Source organism: Arthrobacter dokdonellae, from assembly GCF_003268655.1.
Classification (GTDB): Bacteria; Actinomycetota; Actinomycetes; order Actinomycetales; family Micrococcaceae; genus Specibacter; species Specibacter dokdonellae.
In genome coordinates, this window is the sequence record NZ_CP029642.1 from 2,979,902 (window position 1) to 2,997,889 (window position 17,988).

General features: G+C 64.0%; 15 protein-coding genes. 11 read left to right on the forward strand and 4 right to left on the reverse strand.

What is annotated here, in order from left to right; genetic code table 11:
• Window positions 1-54 precede the first annotated feature (54 nt).
• From DMB86_RS13195 to DMB86_RS13225, 7 genes are all read left to right on the forward strand, one after another.
• A complete protein-coding gene (locus DMB86_RS13195) occupies window positions 55-1,221 on the forward strand; it encodes a helix-turn-helix domain-containing protein (protein ID WP_113718217.1) in 1,167 nt (388 codons plus the stop codon).
• A gap of 831 nt (window positions 1,222-2,052) precedes the next feature.
• The gene (locus DMB86_RS13200) at window positions 2,053-3,417 is read left to right on the forward strand and encodes an MFS transporter (RefSeq protein WP_171814490.1); all 1,365 of its coding nucleotides are present in this window, start codon (window positions 2,053-2,055) and stop codon (window positions 3,415-3,417) included.
• Between the two features lie 20 nt (window positions 3,418-3,437).
• A complete protein-coding gene (locus DMB86_RS13205; protein ID WP_113718219.1) occupies window positions 3,438-5,660 on the forward strand; it encodes an arylsulfatase in 2,223 nt (740 codons plus the stop codon).
• A gap of 14 nt (window positions 5,661-5,674) precedes the next feature.
• Window positions 5,675-6,667 (forward strand): nucleoside hydrolase, encoded by a 993-nt coding sequence (locus DMB86_RS13210; protein ID WP_113718220.1) that lies wholly within the window; start codon window positions 5,675-5,677, stop codon window positions 6,665-6,667.
• Window positions 6,668-6,674: 7 nt separating this feature from the next.
• A complete protein-coding gene (locus DMB86_RS13215; RefSeq protein ID WP_171814491.1) occupies window positions 6,675-7,508 on the forward strand; it encodes a PfkB family carbohydrate kinase in 834 nt (277 codons plus the stop codon).
• The gene (locus tag DMB86_RS13220; RefSeq protein ID WP_129545535.1) at window positions 7,505-8,548 is read left to right on the forward strand and encodes a LacI family DNA-binding transcriptional regulator; all 1,044 of its coding nucleotides are present in this window, start codon (window positions 7,505-7,507) and stop codon (window positions 8,546-8,548) included. Before DMB86_RS13215 ends, DMB86_RS13220 begins: the two co-directional genes overlap by 4 nt.
• 325 nt (window positions 8,549-8,873) lie before the next feature.
• Window positions 8,874-9,182: an alkaline phosphatase family protein gene (locus DMB86_RS13225; RefSeq protein WP_113718223.1), complete on the forward strand. Its 309-nt coding sequence runs from the start codon at window positions 8,874-8,876 to the stop codon at window positions 9,180-9,182.
• A gap of 30 nt (window positions 9,183-9,212) precedes the next feature.
• Here the strand turns inward: DMB86_RS13225 and DMB86_RS13230 are convergent, their stop codons facing one another.
• Window positions 9,213-9,887 carry a TetR/AcrR family transcriptional regulator gene (locus DMB86_RS13230; RefSeq protein ID WP_113718224.1) on the reverse strand — a complete coding sequence of 225 codons (675 nt, stop codon included), beginning with the start codon at window positions 9,885-9,887 and terminating at the stop codon, window positions 9,213-9,215.
• A 50-nt stretch (window positions 9,888-9,937) separates the two neighbouring features.
• Between DMB86_RS13230 and DMB86_RS13235 the strand changes: the two genes are divergently transcribed.
• Together DMB86_RS13235 and DMB86_RS13240 are read left to right on the forward strand one after the other, a co-directional pair.
• Window positions 9,938-10,453: a hypothetical protein gene (locus tag DMB86_RS13235; RefSeq protein WP_113718225.1), complete on the forward strand. Its 516-nt coding sequence runs from the start codon at window positions 9,938-9,940 to the stop codon at window positions 10,451-10,453.
• A 141-nt stretch (window positions 10,454-10,594) separates the two neighbouring features.
• Window positions 10,595-11,401, forward strand: a complete 807-nt coding sequence (locus DMB86_RS13240) for a CPBP family intramembrane glutamic endopeptidase (RefSeq protein ID WP_171814492.1) — start codon at window positions 10,595-10,597, stop codon at window positions 11,399-11,401.
• A 714-nt stretch (window positions 11,402-12,115) separates the two neighbouring features.
• On the opposite strand, the gene DMB86_RS13245 is transcribed toward DMB86_RS13240, so the two are convergent.
• On the reverse strand, window positions 12,116-12,754 hold the full coding sequence (locus DMB86_RS13245; protein ID WP_227878368.1) for a hypothetical protein: 639 nt from the start codon (window positions 12,752-12,754) through the stop codon (window positions 12,116-12,118).
• Between the two features lie 60 nt (window positions 12,755-12,814).
• Here DMB86_RS13245 and DMB86_RS13250 point away from each other — a divergent pair, with 60 nt between their 5' ends.
• Both DMB86_RS13250 and DMB86_RS13255 read left to right on the forward strand, forming a co-directional pair.
• The gene (locus DMB86_RS13250) at window positions 12,815-13,471 is read left to right on the forward strand and encodes a TetR/AcrR family transcriptional regulator (protein WP_113718227.1); all 657 of its coding nucleotides are present in this window, start codon (window positions 12,815-12,817) and stop codon (window positions 13,469-13,471) included.
• Between the two features lie 645 nt (window positions 13,472-14,116).
• Window positions 14,117-14,632 carry a type II toxin-antitoxin system RelE family toxin gene (locus DMB86_RS13255; RefSeq protein WP_113718228.1) on the forward strand — a complete coding sequence of 172 codons (516 nt, stop codon included), beginning with the start codon at window positions 14,117-14,119 and terminating at the stop codon, window positions 14,630-14,632.
• 194 nt (window positions 14,633-14,826) lie between these two features.
• Here the strand turns inward: DMB86_RS13255 and DMB86_RS13260 are convergent, their stop codons facing one another.
• Both DMB86_RS13260 and DMB86_RS13265 read right to left on the reverse strand, forming a co-directional pair.
• On the reverse strand, window positions 14,827-16,536 hold the full coding sequence (locus DMB86_RS13260) for an amidohydrolase (RefSeq protein WP_113718229.1): 1,710 nt from the start codon (window positions 16,534-16,536) through the stop codon (window positions 14,827-14,829).
• Window positions 16,537-16,545: 9 nt separating this feature from the next.
• Window positions 16,546-17,985 (reverse strand): MFS transporter, encoded by a 1,440-nt coding sequence (locus DMB86_RS13265; protein WP_171814493.1) that lies wholly within the window; start codon window positions 17,983-17,985, stop codon window positions 16,546-16,548.
• Window positions 17,986-17,988 lie beyond the last annotated feature (3 nt).

A 17,988-nucleotide genomic window follows, 5' to 3' on the forward strand; every position in this document is an offset into this window, starting at 1 on the left:
TTGGCCCAATTGAACTAACAAATCACCACGGAATGCCTCGGCTATGATGTGCAAATGCACACTATTCCGGGAGCGGCGTCGCGGGCGGAGAACCCGGAGCGACGCTGGGCCGAGCTGACCAGCGAGCTGGGCGGCCGGCAAGCCGAGCTCGCTGATGAGTTCATGCAGCGCCTCGAACAGATCACCGACTACACGTCCGGGCTGGTGGACCTAAACGAAGTGCGGGACACCGCCGAGTTTTCCCTACGACTGCTAACCGAAAGCCTGACCGATGGGCATGCGGCGGCCGAGCTGCTCGAATTCGCCACCGGTCTCGGCGCAAAGAGGGCACGGCAGGGGATCCCGCCGGAATCGCTGATCAATGCGGTGCGGCTTGACTTCAGCATCATGTGGTCTGAGCTTCTAGCCATCGCACGGCCCGAGGACGCCATCCTGCTGGCTTCACGGGTCGAACCCGTGTGGAGGGTGGTGGACGAATACGCCTCGCAGACCCAGGCCAGCTACCTGGCAGAACGGGTGAGGATGGCCCAAGACGAATCCGACTACCGGCAGGAATTCATCGCCCGGCTATTCGGTCCCGCTGGCCAGGCCCCCGACGTGGCTGCCAAGGCCGCTTCGGCGCTCGGCCTCAATGTCGAGGACCAGCTTGGTGTGGCTGCCGCGGCCGGTTCCGATGCCGAGACCCTGCGGCGCTGGGCTTCCACGGGGCCGCGCCGCAGACGATGCTTCATCCATCAAGTCGACAGTGTGGCGGTCGTGTTCTGGCCGCGTTCGCGTCGATCCCGTGAATGGGGAGCCCATCCTGCCGGTCTGTCCGAGCTGCGCTGCGGCCTGGCAGACGACGTCAAGGGGCTACGTGGCGTCTCGGCAGCTGCAGCCGTCGCCACCAGCCTCGCTCAGCTCCTCGGGGACAAGGACGACGGGCCGATCACCTTGGAATCCGGTTGGGCGCAAATGGCACGGCGCAGCTTGCGCGACGCCGGACTTGACCTCGGTACAGTGGTTGATCAGCGGCTCGCGAACTGTCGGGGCGCTGAACGAGAACGCTTGGTCGCGACCGTGGACGCCTACATCGACTCCGGCAGCGTCTCAACAACAGCAGCCACCCTATACTGCCACCGCAATACAATTCTCACCCGCCTCCGCCGCTTCCAAGAACTCACCGGCATCGACCTCGCAGTTCCTGCCCAGGCGGCCAAAGTAGTGGTCGCCTGGGCATAGGAAAAGGACGCCGATACCGACCGCCGGCGAATTGAGCAGCTGAGTGAAGCACGCCGTCCTATGCAACTCAATGGTGGGCGACCGGAAGGGATTTCATCTCCGCCTCTCGCAGATGCCGCGGATGCGGGCGTGGCAGACTCCAGTCGGCAAGCTCTTCTGACCCTCGCCACCAAAAGCCGTGGATCCCATGGTTTCTTCGTGTCCGGGCGCTTGAAGGTCTGACTGTCAAGAAATGGCCCTGCCATCGCCGTACTCACAAAACTGACCGACCTGGGTGACCACGGCCACGCTTCGACGCCACCCGTCCTCACCTACGGAACATCATGCTTCTGAGCGAAATAGTGATGGCTGGCTGTCGTTGTTCCTCGGCAGACATAGCCATTTGCAACCGACTACCTTACGAGCTTCAATCTCAACGCTGTCGTCTACCGGGGCAGCCGTTCCGGGTTGAAGGTAGCCGCCCACCCAATGGAACTTGGCCATCAATGGCGCACTGAGCTGAAGGGCTAGATCACAACTACGTGCCCGGTCTCAAAATCCGCGGTGCACACTGCCGCACACACTGATGGTTGTTGACAAGAGCGCGGGTCGGTGCACGGAATGACGGGCGGCGCATGGGAGTCGGCAGTTCATGGCGGATCCTTCCTGCTGCGATTCCACGGCACGCCGATCGGTACGGTTAATCCCGGGAGTCAGTGGACGGCCTACGCGGGCGTGGGGTATATTTCAACACGATTATGGAATCGATTCCAGAATCGATTCCATTCGATGACGTCCGCACTCTGCCTTTGCCACCACCACTCGAGTCCTAAACTTTCAATGAGGAGAATAATGGACCAGCCCATCGGCGCCCCGACGGCAACTACCGCCGCGCAACACCAGAAAGCACACCGGACCTCGGTCCGGGCCGTCGCAGCGAGCACCATAGGCTCGGTGCTCGAATACTATGACTTCTTCGTCTTCGGCACCTTTTCTGCATTGGTCTTCGGCCACGTGTTCTTCCCGGCCGACAATGCGGTGGTCGGCGGGATGTTGGCCATGGCCACCTTTGCCGTAGGATTCGTGGCTAGGCCGCTGGGCGGGGTGATCCTGGGCCACTTCGGCGACCGGGTCGGGCGCAAGCGCGTACTATTGTTCACCTTCATGCTCACCGGCCTGGTCACGGTGTTGATCGGTTTCCTGCCCACATACGCCCAGGTCGGCATCGCCTCCCCGATGCTGCTGGTGCTGTTGCGCGTGCTTCAGGGAGTGGGCATCGGCGGGGAATGGGGAGGCGCTGCGCTGCTGGCGGTTGAGCATGCCCCGGCAAACCGCCGTTCCCTCTACGGTTCCATCGTCCAGGCCGGTGCCCCCATCGGTGTGCTGCTCTCCTCGGGAGTCGTGGCCCTGCTTACTGCCACCCTGGGCATGGATGCACTGATCGCCTGGGGCTGGCGGATCCCGTTCCTTGCTTCCTCGGTTCTGCTGATGGTCGGGTTGTTCCTGCGCTTCAAGGTCGAGGAAACCCCCGAATTCAATGAGGTCAAAGCAACCAAGGCCGAAGCCAAGCTCCCGGTCGTGCAGGCCATCATGCGCTTTCCGAAGGAAATCGCCTCGTCAATCTTCATCCATATGTCCGACACCACCTTGGGCTTGGTCCAGGGCGTGTTCGTGCTCGGCTACGCCTCCGGGGTGCTGGGGATGAACCCGACCATCGTGCTGCTGGCCAATATGTTCTCCTCGGTCTGCAACCTGATCATTACCCCGATCGCCGGGCACTTTGGGGACCGATTCGGACAAAAGCGGATCCTCACCGTGGGTCTGGTGCTCATGGGACTGTGGGCATTCCCCATGTTTTGGCTGATCGGTACCGCCACCGTCTGGGGCCTCTTCACCGCCACCGGCGTTTGCGGCGTGCTCGTGGGGCTGCTCTTCAGCCAGCAGGCCACCCTGTTCGCCGACATGTTCCACCCGGCCGTGCGCTATTCCGGCATGTCGATGGGCTTCCAGGTCGGCACCGTCATCGGCGGCGGCTTCGGCCCCCTGATCGCCCAGGGCCTGACCGCCGCAACCGGCGGGGCAACCTGGTCTGTATCCACCTACATCCTCTTCGTCGCCATCCTGGCCTTGCTCGCCACCCAGTTGGTTAAGCCCCGCTTCGGTGCCCGCGCCCACGGCCATGGCCACATCGTGGCGGCACCCGCTCACGTCCGCTGAATCGCGGAAAGGAAAACCTCATGAACACCATTCCCGCACCCTTCCCCGGTGTCATCGGCACCACAACGGCCGACTCGGTCCCCTGGTGGGATACTCCCGATGACTCCAGGTGCAAGGCACCCAATATATTGATGGTGATCCTGGATGACACCGGGTTCTCAGACTTCGGCTGCTTCGGCTCCGAAATCTCGACTCCCGTGATCGACGCACTGGCCGCCGGCGGGGTGCGGTACTCCAACTTCCATGTCACCCCGCTGTGCTCCCCGACCCGAGCCTCGCTGCTGACAGGGCGCAACCACCACTCGGTGGGCATGCGCTTCCTGGCGGACACCGACACGGGCTTCCCCAACTCGCGCGGCGCGATACGCCCCGACGTACCGATGCTGCCAGCAATCCTGCGGGATGCGGGCTATGGCACATATTTGGTGGGCAAGTGGCACCTGGCCCCCCTGCATGAGATCACCCCCGCCGGACCGTTTCACAACTGGCCGCTTTCGCGGGGCTTCGAAAAGTACTACGGCTTCATGGACGGCTGCACCGACCAGTACGAACCCGAGCTCTACCAGGACAACCAGCAGGTCCCGGTCCCCGATACCGCGGATTACCATCTCAGCGAGGACCTGATCGATAAGGCGGCCGGGTACGTACGCGACCACGTGGCCTTTCGCCCCAATGACCCGTTCTACCTACAGCTGGCCTTGGGCGCCACCCACGCGCCTTTCCAGGCACCACGCGTGTTCATCGAGAAGTATCTGGAGACGTTCACCAAGGGCTGGGACGCCACCCGCCGCGACCGGCTCGAACGTCAGATCGAGCTCGGCATCGCCCCGGCCGGAACACTACTGACCGAGCGCGTGGAGGGCATCGCCGGATGGGACGAGCTGGACGAGGACCAGCGCACCGTCTATTCTGCCCTTCAGGCCGCTTTCGCCGGGTTCCTTGACCACGCTGACACGCAGCTGGGCCGGCTAATGGCCACCCTGCGCGAGCTAGGCCAGGAGGAGAATACCATCGTGATGGTCTTCTCCGACAACGGGGCCAGCCCCGAGGGCGGACCCGGCGGAGACGTGGACACGAATGCCCCCTATTCCGGGGTGCGGCGCACCGCGGCCGAAATGCTCCCTCTACTCGAAGATCTGGGTACCCTCACCGGAGGGGCCCACTACCCGAGCGGGTGGGCGATGGCAGGAAACACGCCCTTCCGCCGATACAAGCAATTCGTGGACTTGGGCGGTGTCCGCTCCCCGCTGGTCCTCTCCTGGCCGGCCGGGAACCTGGCCGCCGGTACGGTCAGCCGGGACTTCGTCCACGCCATCGACATCGCTCCGACCCTGCTGGATCTGGCCGGCATCCCCTCCCCCGAACAGATGGACGGCGCTAGCGCCGCCGCATCGTTGCACCCGGGCCCCGACCCGGCCGGCCGGCCCACCCAGTTCTGGGAAATGATGGGCCACCGCGCGCTTTGGCACGAGGGCTGGCGGGCCGTGACCCGGCACGTGGCCGGGGCGGACTATGAACAGGATGCCTGGCGACTCTACGACACCGCCAACGACTTCTCCGAGGCAACCGACCTGGCCGCGGCACAGCCCGAACGGCTGGCCTTGCTGCAGCAGAAGTGGTGGGAAGCAGCCTACGCCAACGACGTGTTCCCGCTCGATGACCGTCCGCTCCATGAGGCCATCGGGGTGCGCGGCCCGGTCGGACTGTACTCCGCTGCGCGTTTCGTGCTGCGCCCCGGACAGGGCCACGTGCCACTGGCCAGCGCTGTTACCGGCTCCAACCGCGACGTCGACGTGACCGCACACCTCGCCGCCGACGCGTCGGTCGCCAGTGGCGTGCTGCTGCATTCGGGCAATGCCCAAGGCGGCTACGTGCTGCATCTGGTCGGCGGGCACCTCGTCTTTGAGCACTCGATACTCAAGGACCACGTGGTCCTCATATCCCCGGAGCCGCTCGGGGCGCAGGTGCGAGATGCAGGGTACAGGCTCACCGCACATCCCGACCGCACAGGGGACGTGGAACTATTGGCTGCAGGCCGCGTGGTGGCGCGCGCGAAGCTCGCCATCACCTCCGCACACCTGTCCTTCTGGGGCATGGATGTAGCCTCGGTGCCGGTGAGCACGTTCAGCACGGCGCCACTGGGCAAACTTGATGCGGGCCTATTGAAAAAGATCGTCATCGAGGTGCATCCGGCAGCCGATGACACCCGGGAATACGCAGACGCGATCCTGGCCAGCGAGTAAGGAAGAACCACCGCATGAAATCCGTGATCCTCGACGTTGATACCGGCATCGACGATGCCCTGGCCCTGATGCTGGCCGTTTCCCACCCGGACCTGGACGTGCGGGCCGTGACCTGCGTGGGCGGCAACGTATCGCTGGAGCAAGTGGTCGCCAACACGCTGGGCATCCTCGAACTCATGAATGCCGGGCATATCCCGGTAGCAGCGGGCCTGGCCCAGCCGCTGCTCGAGCCGGCCCAGGACGCCAGCTACGTCCATGGGTCCAACGGGGTGGGCGGGATCGAGCTGCCCGCGCCAACGCGCGGGGTCGAAGACGTCCACGCGGTGGAACTGCTGCGCCGCACCCTGGCAGCCTCCACCGAACCGATCACCATCATTGCCCTGGCCCCGCTGGGCAATATCGCACTGCTGCTGACCCTTCACCCCGAGGTGCGGGACAAGATTGAACGGATCGTATTCATGGGCGGCTCCGTTGGCACCGGCAACGCCACCGCCAGCGCCGAATTCAACATCTGGCACGACCCCGAGGCGGCCGAAATGGTGCTGCGCTCCGGCGTGCCCACCACGATGTACGGGCTCGAGGCATTCTACCGGGTCACCGTGGATGCCGGGCGGATCGCCGTACTGGTCGCCTCACAGAACCCTGTGGACCGGGCCCTGGGCGGACTGCTCAGTCATCTGGCTACGGTCACCGCCGATGAAGCGCGGATCCCGGACAAGGGGAGCGCGGCGATCGGTGATGCCGGCACGGTCTGCGCGGTCATCGACCCCGGAGCCCTGGTACTGACGGCTGCCCCGGTCGAAGTGTCCCTGGCCCAAGGTCCCACGCGCGGGCAGACCGTGGTGGACCTGCGCACCGGACTGGGCGCCGGCGGCACCGAAACCCACGAGCAGACGAGCCACATCCAAGTCGTGTTGGATGTCAACGGTCCCCGCTACGCCACGTTGTTCCTCGATACACTGGCAGCTGCGGGGGGCACCGCATTTGCAACCAATCCGGGGAAGTAGAACGAACATGGGCGATACCGTGTCAGGAACAGGGCGGGTATTCGTGGTGGGTTCCATCAATGTGGACACCGTCATCCGTGTCAAGGCCCACCCACGGCCAGGAGAATCCGTCCACGCCCGCGGACAGGTCACGGCACCCGGCGGCAAGGGCGGGAACCAGGCCGCCGCGGCCGCACGCGCCGGAGCCCCGACACAGATGCTGGGACGCATCGGATCCGACGCCTTGGGGCGCACCTACAGGGCGCATCTGGACATGATTGGCGTGGACACCACGCTGGTGGCGGCATCGGCCGGCGACACCGGGCAGGCCACGATCATGGTTGATGATGCGGGGGAGAACTCGATCATCGTGCTCGAGGGGGCCAACGGGACCGTCACCGAACACGACATCGCCTTGATGGCCCCGCTGATGCGGGCCGGGGACGTGCTCACCACCCAGTACGAGCTGCCCACCCCCATCGTGAAGGCGGCCCTGCAGGCCGCCCGTGCGGCCGGTGCCTTCACGATCCTGAACCCTTCGCCCTGGCGGGACAACCCCGAGCTGATCGAGCTGGCCGACCTGGTCGTCGTCAACACGCTGGAGGCCGAGCATCTGGGCCGCACCGGAGATGGCATCTGCCTGACCTTAGGCGCGGGCGGGGCCTGCTGGGACAACGTCCACGTCCCGGCCCCGAAGATCACCCCCGTGGACACCACCGGAGCAGGGGATGCGTTCACCGGCACCCTGGCCGCCGGGATCGCCGCGGGCACCGACAAGCGCGTGCTGTTGGGCCGCGCCGTCGCCGCCGCATCCGACGTGTGCCTGCGCCCCAACGCGCAGGACTGGGCTACGAGGCCGTGATCAGGGGGGACGCCCGGGAATCCTCGACCCCGGCCACGATTCTTGATGTCGCCGCACTTGCCGGCGTATCGCGTACCACCGTTTCCCGGGTCATGAACGAACCCGAACGCGTCACCGCGCCGACCCTAGAGAAGGTCAGGGCCGCGGCAGCATCACTGAAATATCACCCTAGCGCCGCGGCCCGCACCCTGCGCAGTGGCCGCACCGGAACTATCGCGTTGGTCGTGGGTGACATCTCCCAGCCATTCCATGGTGCGCTGGCCCAGGCAGTCGCCAGGGAGGCCGGCGGGCGGAACATGACTGTAGTGCTCCACGACCTTTCCCACCGCGAGGAGCGCCTGGTAACGGTGCTGGAAAACCTCGCCGAGCAGGGCATCGACGCCGTGGTCCTCTCTACCGCCGACCTGCTCGATTCGGCTCCGGTAGCCGGTGCCATCGCCACCCTGACAGGCCAAGGAATCCCGATAATCAACTCGCTGGGCGGGCTGGAGATACCGAACGTGCACGTCCTAGGCCTCGACCACGCCCGCTCGGCCAGGACAGCCACCGCCGCGCTACTCGATGCCGGCGCCCGGTCAGTCGGATTGATGGTAGGCAACCCCACGGATTCATACTCCTCACAGCTGCGAACCGGCTATAGGCAGGCGCTCACCGGTACCAGCGGAACAAAAGCCGGCCCAGCACTGGAAATCGTAGGAAACTACGGATTCGAACAAGCCCGGTGCGCCGTCGGTGCACTGCTGGAGGCCGGAACGCCGCTTGAGGGGCTCGTGGTAGCCAACACCCCTATGGCGCTAGGAGCGATTAGGGCCGCTGCGGAACACGGTCACCCCATCCCCGGGGAGCTGCGGCTGATCTGTTGCGAGGAAGTGGGCCTGGCCGAGTACGTGCGCCCGACGATTGCCACGGTGGCCGCCGACGTAGAAAACTGCGGTCGGGAAATCATGGTGCTACTCGACCAAGCCCTGAGCGGCACAGTTCCAGTGCCGGCGAAGATCCTGCCGACCATGCGCCACCGCGAAACGTTCCCACGGCCCTGAACCGGGTGAATCAACCCAAGGATGCTGGCACGGGACGGCGGAACCGGAACAAACGTTTCCAACCCGAGCCCACCAGAACCCCGGCCGCATATGCCAACACGTCCGGGGCCACGAATGGTGAGTCGAGCACCAGCTCAGTCGCAAAAAGGACCGTGCCATCAATCCATCAACAACCACCGATACGTCTCATTTGATTTGACAAATTCCGAGGCCGGCGGCGTCACTTGGGCCGCGTTCCCGGATGGCTCCGGGTGCCCGACCAAGTTCTACAAGAGCCTGAGCACCCCGCCGGGCTCTGCACAGGTCTTTCCGCGACTTCATCCCCATGGCCAAGGCAGGCACCCTCCCGCAGATCTGCTATGTCTGGAGCCCGGCAGGCTACGACGCACACGCACCGCACGTCAGCACGCCCGACTACGTGACCAAGGGACACAACCTAGTGTGGGACAGGGTTCAGGCGGTCATCGACGGCACCGGCTGGGCAGACACCACCTTCATCCTCACCTGGGACGACTGGGGCGGCTACACCGACTCCATTCCAGAGTCTGTCCAGTTGGGGAGGGCGAAGTCAATCGGTCGTCGTGCCCCGCCCGGTTCCAACTGCGGTCTCGATTGTATTGTTCCGGCACAGTGAGATGCTGCACGGCGGGCCTCCGCCCAACGGTCAGTCGTCGGGGTTGATTGTTAGGCCGGCGGCCAGTGCGGTGAGCCCTAGCTCGAACTGCTCCTCGCCGGCGACTTCTGCCAGTTGTTCGAGGGCGCCGGAGACTAGTGGAAGGGCGCCTGGCGGGATGCTGGCAACTTCCCGTCGCCAGTTTGCTGCGTAGGCGGCCTGCGGCTGGCGGCGGGTGCGCGGCATCTCCCAGGCGACGAAGCCGGTCGTGTAGGTCAGGACGGCGTAGACCGCGTGGACTCCATAAGCTGGTGCGATCCCGGCCCGGGCCAGCGGGCCAAGAACCGCCTCGAGGCCGTGCAGGATGCCGGGGCCAATCACCGCGCGGGAGAGAAAGATCATCGCCAGGCAGGGGTGCTCGATCAGATTCAGGCGCAGGGCCCGACCCCAGGCGAGCAGGATTGCCGCAGCGCTGGCGGGGAGCGGCCGGGGAAGTCGGAGGTCGCGCAGGCCGCGTTGGGCGATGGCATCGAGCAGGTCTTCCTTGCTGTCCACGTAGCCGTAGATGGTCATCACTCCACAGTCGAGGCGGCGGGCCAGCATCGGCATCGTCAGCGCATCGAGGCCCTCGGTGTCGGCCAGCTCGAGCGCCGCCTCGACCACCTGCTCTCGAGTCAGGGAGCCGCGTGGTCGCCGTTTCCGGTGGGTCTTGACAAGATCCTGCATGAATGTATCGTACTATATACGGTAAGAAGTACGCTCCGGAGGGAGTGGAGATGTCCCCAGACCAGCTTGTGGGCCTCGCGGTCAACGTTGCGATCTATCTGGGCCTGATCGCCTTCATCCTCTACCGGCAGATGAGTGCCCAGCCCGTCAAGGGTCTCAGACTGGTGGTGCTCCCGGCGGCCCTGGCCCTGTTTGGACTCGTGCAGCTGGCCCGTCAACCCCTTGCCACGGGCGTGGGCGGTGTGGTCGTCCTCGCCGTCGGGCTCGCCATTGCACTGGCCGTGGGGCTGTGGCGGGGAAAGACCTTCCGGGTCTGGGTCGAGGCCGGCCGTCTGATGGCCAAGGGGACGGCGATGACGCTGGTGACCTGGGCGGTGCTCATCGTGGTCCGGCTGCCGTTCGCGCTCCTCGGCCTCGCCGCTGACCGTCCTCAGGGCTTCGTGGTGGGCGAGCTGCTCCTGGCCCTGGCGGCGACGTTCGCCGCGCAGAACGCGGTCATCTGGGGCCGGGCCAACAGGCTCAACACCGGCCAGGCGGTCGTCCGTGATCCTGCGAGGGGGCGTTAGGCGATGAACTCCAGGGCGCAGCCCCCGCGTAACCGGCAAGAAGCATCGACGGGTGCACCGGCAGCGGAGCGACGCGTGTTGGAAGCGCCGGGCCGGAAGGCGGGTTTCGCGGTCGCTTGCATCGTAGCCGGGTTCCTTCCTGTGGCGGTCGGATACGTCCCTGGCAACGCCGCCCGGCTGGCCTGTGGTGTCGCCGTCGCCGCCGGCTTTCTGGCCCTGGCATTGCTGGCAAGGCGCAGTCCGACCATGCACAGCTACTGGGAGATCCCTCTGGCATTCTTCGGCATGGCCCTTTTCGTCCTGGCCGACCGCTACGTGCCAGGATTCCTTGCAAACCGGGTCCTGCCCAGCCCTCCCGTCCCAGGCAACCCACTGGCCTCGACGATTCCGGGCACGGTGGTCGTCGAGCTCGTCGAGCTGCTGCTCACCGTCCTTGCTGTCGTGGTGGTGGTCTGGATCTCGAGGAGTTCGCTGGCCTCGATATATGTCCACAGGGGCCGATTCGGGAGAGCCTATGTGATCGGAATCGTCGGCTTCGTTGCCTTCTATGTGCTCACCTTTAGTGCACTGTCCCACTCACGTTTCATGCCCGTGCATGGTGGTTTTGATCTCGGTCGCTACCTCAGCTTGACGCCTGCGCTGTTGGCCGCCGTGGCTGCCAACGGGTTCTTGGAGGAGTTGATGTTCCGCGGGCTACTGATGTCCAGGCTCAACATCGCCTTCGGGCCCTACCCGGCGACCTTTATCCAGGCGGCCATCTTCGCGTCCTGGCATGTCGGAGTCACGTACACGTCCGCCGCTGTGGTCTTCATCGTTCTGGTCACTTTCCCACTCGGACTGCTCTGCGGCTATCTGACGCGCAGCTCCGGCAGCATCATTCCCTCATCCCTCTTCCACGCGGGCGCGGACCTGCCAATCTACCTGGCTTTCCTGTCCTACATCTCCTAGCTTGCTGAGGCACCCTGCCGCCTCCAATGCTCCGGCAGGGCATTGGCTGCTCTCTGCTGTTCGAGCCGCTCGCCACCCCGCCTCCACCGTGAAGGCCTGTGATCGCGACGAGATATCTGGTGCATCCCCGCAATCCTTGACACCGTCGAGATGGCGGGCGGGGGCGTGGACGGCGGACACCGTCCACGCTGATCAATCGACCAGCTATCAGGAAACAGGCAGTGTGCGCGGCCACCATCGGTCCCTGCTCGACGTCGGCGGGTCTGACGGATGCGGCCGGGCGGCCCTGGTTCTCCGACCGCACCGGTGCGCCATCACCCCGTGTGGGTCACCTCGGGCGGGATAATCCGATCCTGTATCGAATCTGTCCCGATGAAGGCTCGGCCTTTTGGGCCCAACTGCCCTTTTACCCCACCCCAATTCGTCAAAATTTTCGATCGATTTCGGTCCCCCTTTTCAACGTGGCGGACTCCCCGTTTAAGCACCACGGCAATCATTTCTTTCGTAGTCCGACATGATTTCCGGGCCCCTCAGGCGGTCAAAGCAGGCAAGCGGTCCGGCTCCTCAATAGCTGCCCATCGAACGTTGGCGGGACCCAATTGCGAACGATGCCCCACGTCGCTGCAAGGGAAGGTGTTCATGACCAGGTTCCAGTATTCGTCCTCTCCAGCGCTGTCTCATCCGACAAGATCGTGAGAACCATTGCCGGGTGGACTACCGGGCCGCGCCGGATTCGGGGCGGCCCGTCCGGCCTGAAGGAGCCCGGTCCGCGGCTGTAACGGTAGGCCGGTGCGGGATCGACGATGCGACTGCAAGCACAACAACGAACGACGTCGCCAACACGGCAACCCAGGCGCCGCGCGGTTCAGTAAGAGCGAGCCTGGCTCCAGCGATGCCGGATCCCGACAGGGCGAGTAACACGACGAGGGCCGCGCTGAGGACGCCGCAGACGAGCCTGGCCCAGAGCGGCCCCCGCCGGGAGAGGGCGTAGCCCCCTCCGATCCCCATCAGAGGGACGGCGATCGCCCCTCCGCCGAGACCTTGGGTCAGAAGGATGCCAATGGCGCCGGGGCTCAGCATTGGCGCGATGGCAAATGCGAGTGGCGCAAGAGCGAGCCAGCGCCATCCCCGTCGCCCGCCGGTGCGCCGGAGTGCTTCCGCCCAGCCCAGCAGTCCGCCCGCAATGGCTCCGGGGACAAGGATCGCTCCGAACGTCCCCCACCAGCTGATGGTGGATGTCGGGCCCGCGAGTTCCACCATGTAGCCACGGAACCCGGCGGCCCAGGCAATACCGCAGCTTGAGCCGATCGCTATTAACGCGGCGTTGCGGGCGCGGAAGGAGTGCGTTCTCATGACACGTTCCTTGTCCATGAATTTAACTAGAGTGACACTCTAGTGCCATACTCTATAAATATGGACCCGGAGACAGCACCCGTCAATAGCAGCCGCAGGAGAAAAGCAGACGCCACCAGGCGCAAGATCATCCAGGCTGCGCACAAGGAATTCATTGCCCGGGGATTCCACGGGGCCACCATGGCGGGCATCGCTGCCCGCGCGGGAGTGGCCCAGCAGACCGTGTACTTCGTCTTCCATGCCAAACCCGAACTGATCAGTGCCGTCATCGATGCAGCCGTCCTGGGCGACGAGGATCCCCAGTCGCCACAGGCCCAGCCCTGGTGGACGGACATGGTGGCGGAGCCCGATGCGGCGGAGGCTCTGCGAATTTTCATCCGCGGTGCCGGGGACGTCTTTGCCCGCGCCGCAGCCATCGCCGAAGTACTCCGCGCGGCCGCACTCACCGACGACGAAGTGCGCCGGACACACAAGCACCATGAGACCCTTCGCCGGGCCGGGTTCGTCCAGGTTTTGGAAATACTCACGGGTAAGGGGCCACTTCGGGATGACCGGTCCTTCGATGAGCTGACCGACGCGTTCATGACTGTCTACGGCGACAGCACCTACAACCTGCTCGCCACCGAGCGCCACTGGAGCCACGACCAAATCATGGCGTGGCTCTGCGATATCCTTCCCAGGATGCTCCTGCCCGGCCCGGCTCCGGCAGGAAACTGATTCGGCTGCAGGCGTGGACGACCCTCGGCCGCACAGGAAATCGTGGGTACGGTCGCGTCATACAAACGATATCGATCCAGGCTTTGGCCCGTCAGCAGAACACTGCCGCTGTTGCGGCACCCAGCCGGCAGGCGGGCAGACGCCGACCAGCCAGAGGATCGGAACGGACATTCACGATACGAATCCGTTGACCGTTGAATTGGCTTCATGGCATTCGAATATCTAAGAATGAGTCAACTGCGCCCACAACCAGGACTGCAAGCCACTGATGAGACGTGGAAGGGCGTTGCGGGTGACGTCGCCGACTTCCGCGACCGCTGGGAAATCGACAACGCCGCTACTGCACCTTGGGCACCTTCACGCGCGACGAAAGTGGACCAGTCCGATAAGCGAGCCCGACTCGACGTTCGTATCGCCGCCACCGGGGACAACACATACGCCACAACTTCACCGACGATGGCACTGAGGTGAGTCAAGATTCTGAGAAGCTGATTATTTTTCGAGCCACGTTCCATCACCTTGACGAATCAATATTCCGCTCATGACCGCTCCCAACCTCACGGCGATCTAGGATCCCATCGCTGCAGGGCGAGCGTGACGACACATCCGAAGCGAGTCTGCATCGTCCGACTCACAGAGGATGCAGTGGCCGACCTTCACCGGCTCGGTAAGAAAGACCCTTACAAAGTCCGTACCGTCTTCAAGAAGATGCTGCTCCTGGAGCGGTCGCCAAACGCCGGCGAACCCCTGCTGGGCGCCTTGATAGGATTCCGCAAACTCGTTGTCGGTGACCGTCATTGGCGCATCGTCTGGCGGGTCACGGCAGACACCGATGGCAAACCCATCCTTGATATCTCCGAAGTTTGGGCCGTAGGCGTCCGATCCGACAGTGAGATCTACGAGGAACTCAAGGCCCGCGTGGCACGGATAGGAGACGACCCCCGGCTACAACCGCTCAAGGACGTCATCGCCCAAATGGGACGTCTCTATGAATCCGTCGAGGCCGCCGCGGAACCCCCTCGAGAGACCACTGTGCCCAACTGGCTCCAGACCGCACTCCACGACCAACTCAACCTTAGCCCGGACGAGATCGCCAAAATATCGGCACAGCAAGGACAAGAACTGCTGATGAAATATTGGTCCAGCCGCCAGAAACCCTAGACCACAAGGCAACGGTCGCGGTGCGAACAGCGGCCAGGCCAAGACGACCGACAACTGCTCCCTGCCGTAAGCAAATCGCCAATCTAAACCAAAAAGTGTCAAAAGGTCGCCTTCAACCGGGGCGGACTTCCACTCTTTCAGCAGCGCAGACTTCGCCGTAAGATCAGCGTCGAGACGAGTCAGCGATTAGCCCATCAGCCGCCGCTAGGAACCATCTCGACTTGTCGGGCACCGCCCAAAGGCGCGGCGGGCAATGTTGTCGATGCCTGGCCGTCAAACGCTTCTTTTCCTCCCAGCCACGTCTGGAAAATGCGAATGCTGCCTATGCGGCCGGCTTCCACTTCGAGGGGGTTCTCCTCCAAAATCACCAGGTCCGCAAACTTGCCCGGTTCCAGTGATCCCACTTCGTGCTCCGAGAAGAGCTGCCAGGCCGCATGGCTGGTCTGTGCACGAATGGCGTCTTCAACACCGATCGCATGCTGAGGCCCGAGGATGCGGCCGCTGGCGGTTGCCCGGGTGACGGCAGTTTGCATGTTCAACAACGGGGATTCAGGCGTAACTGGAGGATCATTGTGCAGTGAGAACTTCATGCCGGCGGCAACCGCGGCGCCAGCCGGCGTCCAGTCCTCGGCGCGGTCCCCGAATAATTCCACCAGCACGTCTCCGTAGTAATGGATGTGAGCGACGAAGAACGAAATGCTGACTCCCAGGCCGGCCGCACGGTGGACCTGTGCCGGTGTGATGGTTCCGCAATGTTCCATCCTCAGCCGCCCATCGGGGCGGGGGAATTCTGTTTGGATCTGCTCGAAGACGTCCAGGACCATGTCCACGGCGATGTCGCCGTGGACATGGCAGGCCATCTGCCACCCCTTGGCGTAGTTGCGTCGGCAGACCTCCAGCAATTGCTCGCGGGTGTAGTTGGAACATCCACGATGGCCGCCTTCCAGGCCAATACTTCGCGTCGTTTCACTGTCCTTGTAGCCGAAGCTGGTCTCAATGTTGCCAATCCAGGGTGATCCGTCGGTCCACACCTTTACGCCGACCGGACGCAGCATGGCCGTTCCGGCACCCACCACGGGGTCCTGCCCCGGCATGGGCGCCTCTTCCCGCGCCCCCGACATTTCGTAGGTTCGGATCCGCACCGGGGAATCGTGGTCGGTCATGAATGCCTGCACCAGTGGGTAGTTGTCGGGGTGGAAGGCCAGATCACCTGTGGTGGTCACCCCCGCGGCAGACGTCCTTTGTAGCTCATGGGCCAGAAACCCGTCGAAGGCGGTCGGACCTGCGGTGGCATTGGGCCCCATGAGGGTCATGCAGGCCGGGATCTCCTTTGCCTCGCCCGTGGGCCGGCCAACGCCGTCGCGCAGGTATTGCGATGCCCCGGGATTCGGGGTGTCCTCGTTGATGCCCAGCAACTCCATGGCTGCTGCATTGGCCCAGGAAGAATGTGCGGAATAGTGCATGACGGAGACCGGGACCACGGGGGAAAGCGTTGTCAGATAGCTGCCGCTGATCACCGGCAGTTCCGGCAGCAGGAGGGGGTCCCACCCAAAGGCAGCCACCCAGGCGTTTCCCCCAGCCTGCTCGGCGGCGTCAATGGCGCTGCGTAGGCGTTCCAGCACTTCTCCTGCCGTGCCGCACACGCTGGCCCTGATGTCGACCATGTCAGGACCGATGAAGTTCATCTCGGCCGTTGGGTGGCCGTGTGCCTCGATGAAACCTGGCAGAATGGTTTTGCCGAGCATGTCACGTATTTGCGTCTCCGGGCCCGCCGTTTCAAGCAGCGTGGCATTGCTTCCCACAGCTGCAACGAGACCGTCCGTCACGGCCAGCGCTTCAGCCGAGCTAAAGTCCTCGTCGACCGTGAGCACTGTGGCGTTGATGAAGATGACGTCTGGATACATGGAGGTCCCCTAAACGGTACGGCGTGGCTTGAGCATGAGCCCGATGACGACGGCGGCGGCAACAAAGAACAGTGCCTGGACACCCAGGCCCATGCCATAGGCACGAGGCGTCAGGAGTCCGCCACCCGTGAAAATGCTCGAAATCGGTGCTGCCAGTGCGAAGCCGAGCCCGAATCCAAGCTGGCCCACGGCCGGCTTGACGGCCCCGACGGCGCCGAAGTTGCCGACGGGGGCGGATCCCATGATTATCGCGGTTTCCGGGTTTTGCATCCACATCACCGCGATGCCGATGATCAAAAGGCCAGCAGCCGGCAACAGGACGTTGTGGGCATCGTGCAGGAACAATTGCGTGCCCAGGCCGGCCGCACACAGCAGCAAGCCGGAGGAAAACATGAACCTGTTGCTCAGGTTGAATCGGCCTTGTGCTATGCCGGCGAGCACCGCGCCACAAATCATGCCAACATACATGAGCGCAACAACGACGGAGACCACGGCGGCAGGCACGCCGGCAGGCAGTGCCATGGCCGGGTATTGCCCCAGCATTGACGCGTCAGCCCAGTTGAACAGGACCCCGGCCAGGCATGCCGCGGTGAATGCCGGAATTTTAAAGAGTTGAACAGGGAACCCCGGGTCGGGGCAGTGCCGCTCCCACAGGACAAACACGCCAAGAACAACGACGGCCACGGCCATTCCGCCCAAAACGATCGGGTCACCCCAACCCCGGACAGCCGCCTGGCCAATCGAGTACACAAGAGCAACCAATCCGACGCCGGCCAACAGCACCCCCGGCCCATCAAACTTCCGAACCATTGCGGAACGGTTCTCCGGGAGCAGGAAGATGGCAGCGATGCAGAGCACAATGCACAGCACCGCAGTGACTAGATACGTGGCTCGCCAGCCGAAGTGACCCTGCACGGTTCCGGAAACGGCTGTTGCGGCAACAATCAAGGCAGCACCAACACCAAAGAAAAGCCCGAAGGCCTTGGGCAGCTCGGACTTCTTGTACAACGTCGTCGTTATGGCAAGGCACATGGAAAAAGACATTGCCGTGGAGACGCCCATCAACACCCGGCTGAATCCGAGCATCAACGGATTGAGTGCAAAGGCACTAAGTATGGCGGCAACGCCCATGAGGAGAACTCCGAGGACCAGCACCTTCTTACGTCCCCGCCGGTCCCCGACGATTCCGGCACCAAGGAGGCTGGCCGCCAACACAATCGTTCCCAAGCTCTTGAGAAATCCCGTTGCCGACGCGTCGAGGTGCATCGCCTTGGCAACTGCCGGCATGGCAACGGAGTTCAAAGCCGGGTCAACACCCTGGATCCCGGAGATAAAAGCGATGCAGATCATCGCCAGCAGCACCGGACGCTTCGATGCCAGCTGACGCCGGCTCCATTGCTGCTCCACTGGGGTATCAATGATCCTCAGCGGACCAACTTGCGAACCCACGCC

Bases quoted from the DNA above. Each gene is read 5' to 3' on its own strand.
- DMB86_RS13195 (WP_113718217.1), top strand. From the start codon at position 55: ATGCACACTATTCCGGGAGCGGCGTCGCGGGCGGAGAACCCGGAGCGA.
- DMB86_RS13200 (WP_171814490.1), top strand. From the start codon at position 2,053: ATGGACCAGCCCATCGGCGCCCCGACGGCAACTACCGCCGCGCAACAC.
- DMB86_RS13205 (WP_113718219.1), top strand. From the start codon at position 3,438: ATGAACACCATTCCCGCACCCTTCCCCGGTGTCATCGGCACCACAACG.
- DMB86_RS13210 (WP_113718220.1), top strand. From the start codon at position 5,675: ATGAAATCCGTGATCCTCGACGTTGATACCGGCATCGACGATGCCCTG.
- DMB86_RS13215 (WP_171814491.1), top strand. From the start codon at position 6,675: ATGGGCGATACCGTGTCAGGAACAGGGCGGGTATTCGTGGTGGGTTCC.
- DMB86_RS13225 (WP_113718223.1), top strand. From the start codon at position 8,874: ATGGCCAAGGCAGGCACCCTCCCGCAGATCTGCTATGTCTGGAGCCCG.
- DMB86_RS13230 (WP_113718224.1), bottom strand. From the start codon at position 9,887: ATGCAGGATCTTGTCAAGACCCACCGGAAACGGCGACCACGCGGCTCC.
- DMB86_RS13235 (WP_113718225.1), top strand. From the start codon at position 9,938: ATGTCCCCAGACCAGCTTGTGGGCCTCGCGGTCAACGTTGCGATCTAT.
- DMB86_RS13245 (WP_227878368.1), bottom strand. From the start codon at position 12,754: ATGAGAACGCACTCCTTCCGCGCCCGCAACGCCGCGTTAATAGCGATC.
- DMB86_RS13250 (WP_113718227.1), top strand. From the start codon at position 12,815: ATGGACCCGGAGACAGCACCCGTCAATAGCAGCCGCAGGAGAAAAGCA.
- DMB86_RS13260 (WP_113718229.1), bottom strand. From the start codon at position 16,536: ATGTATCCAGACGTCATCTTCATCAACGCCACAGTGCTCACGGTCGAC.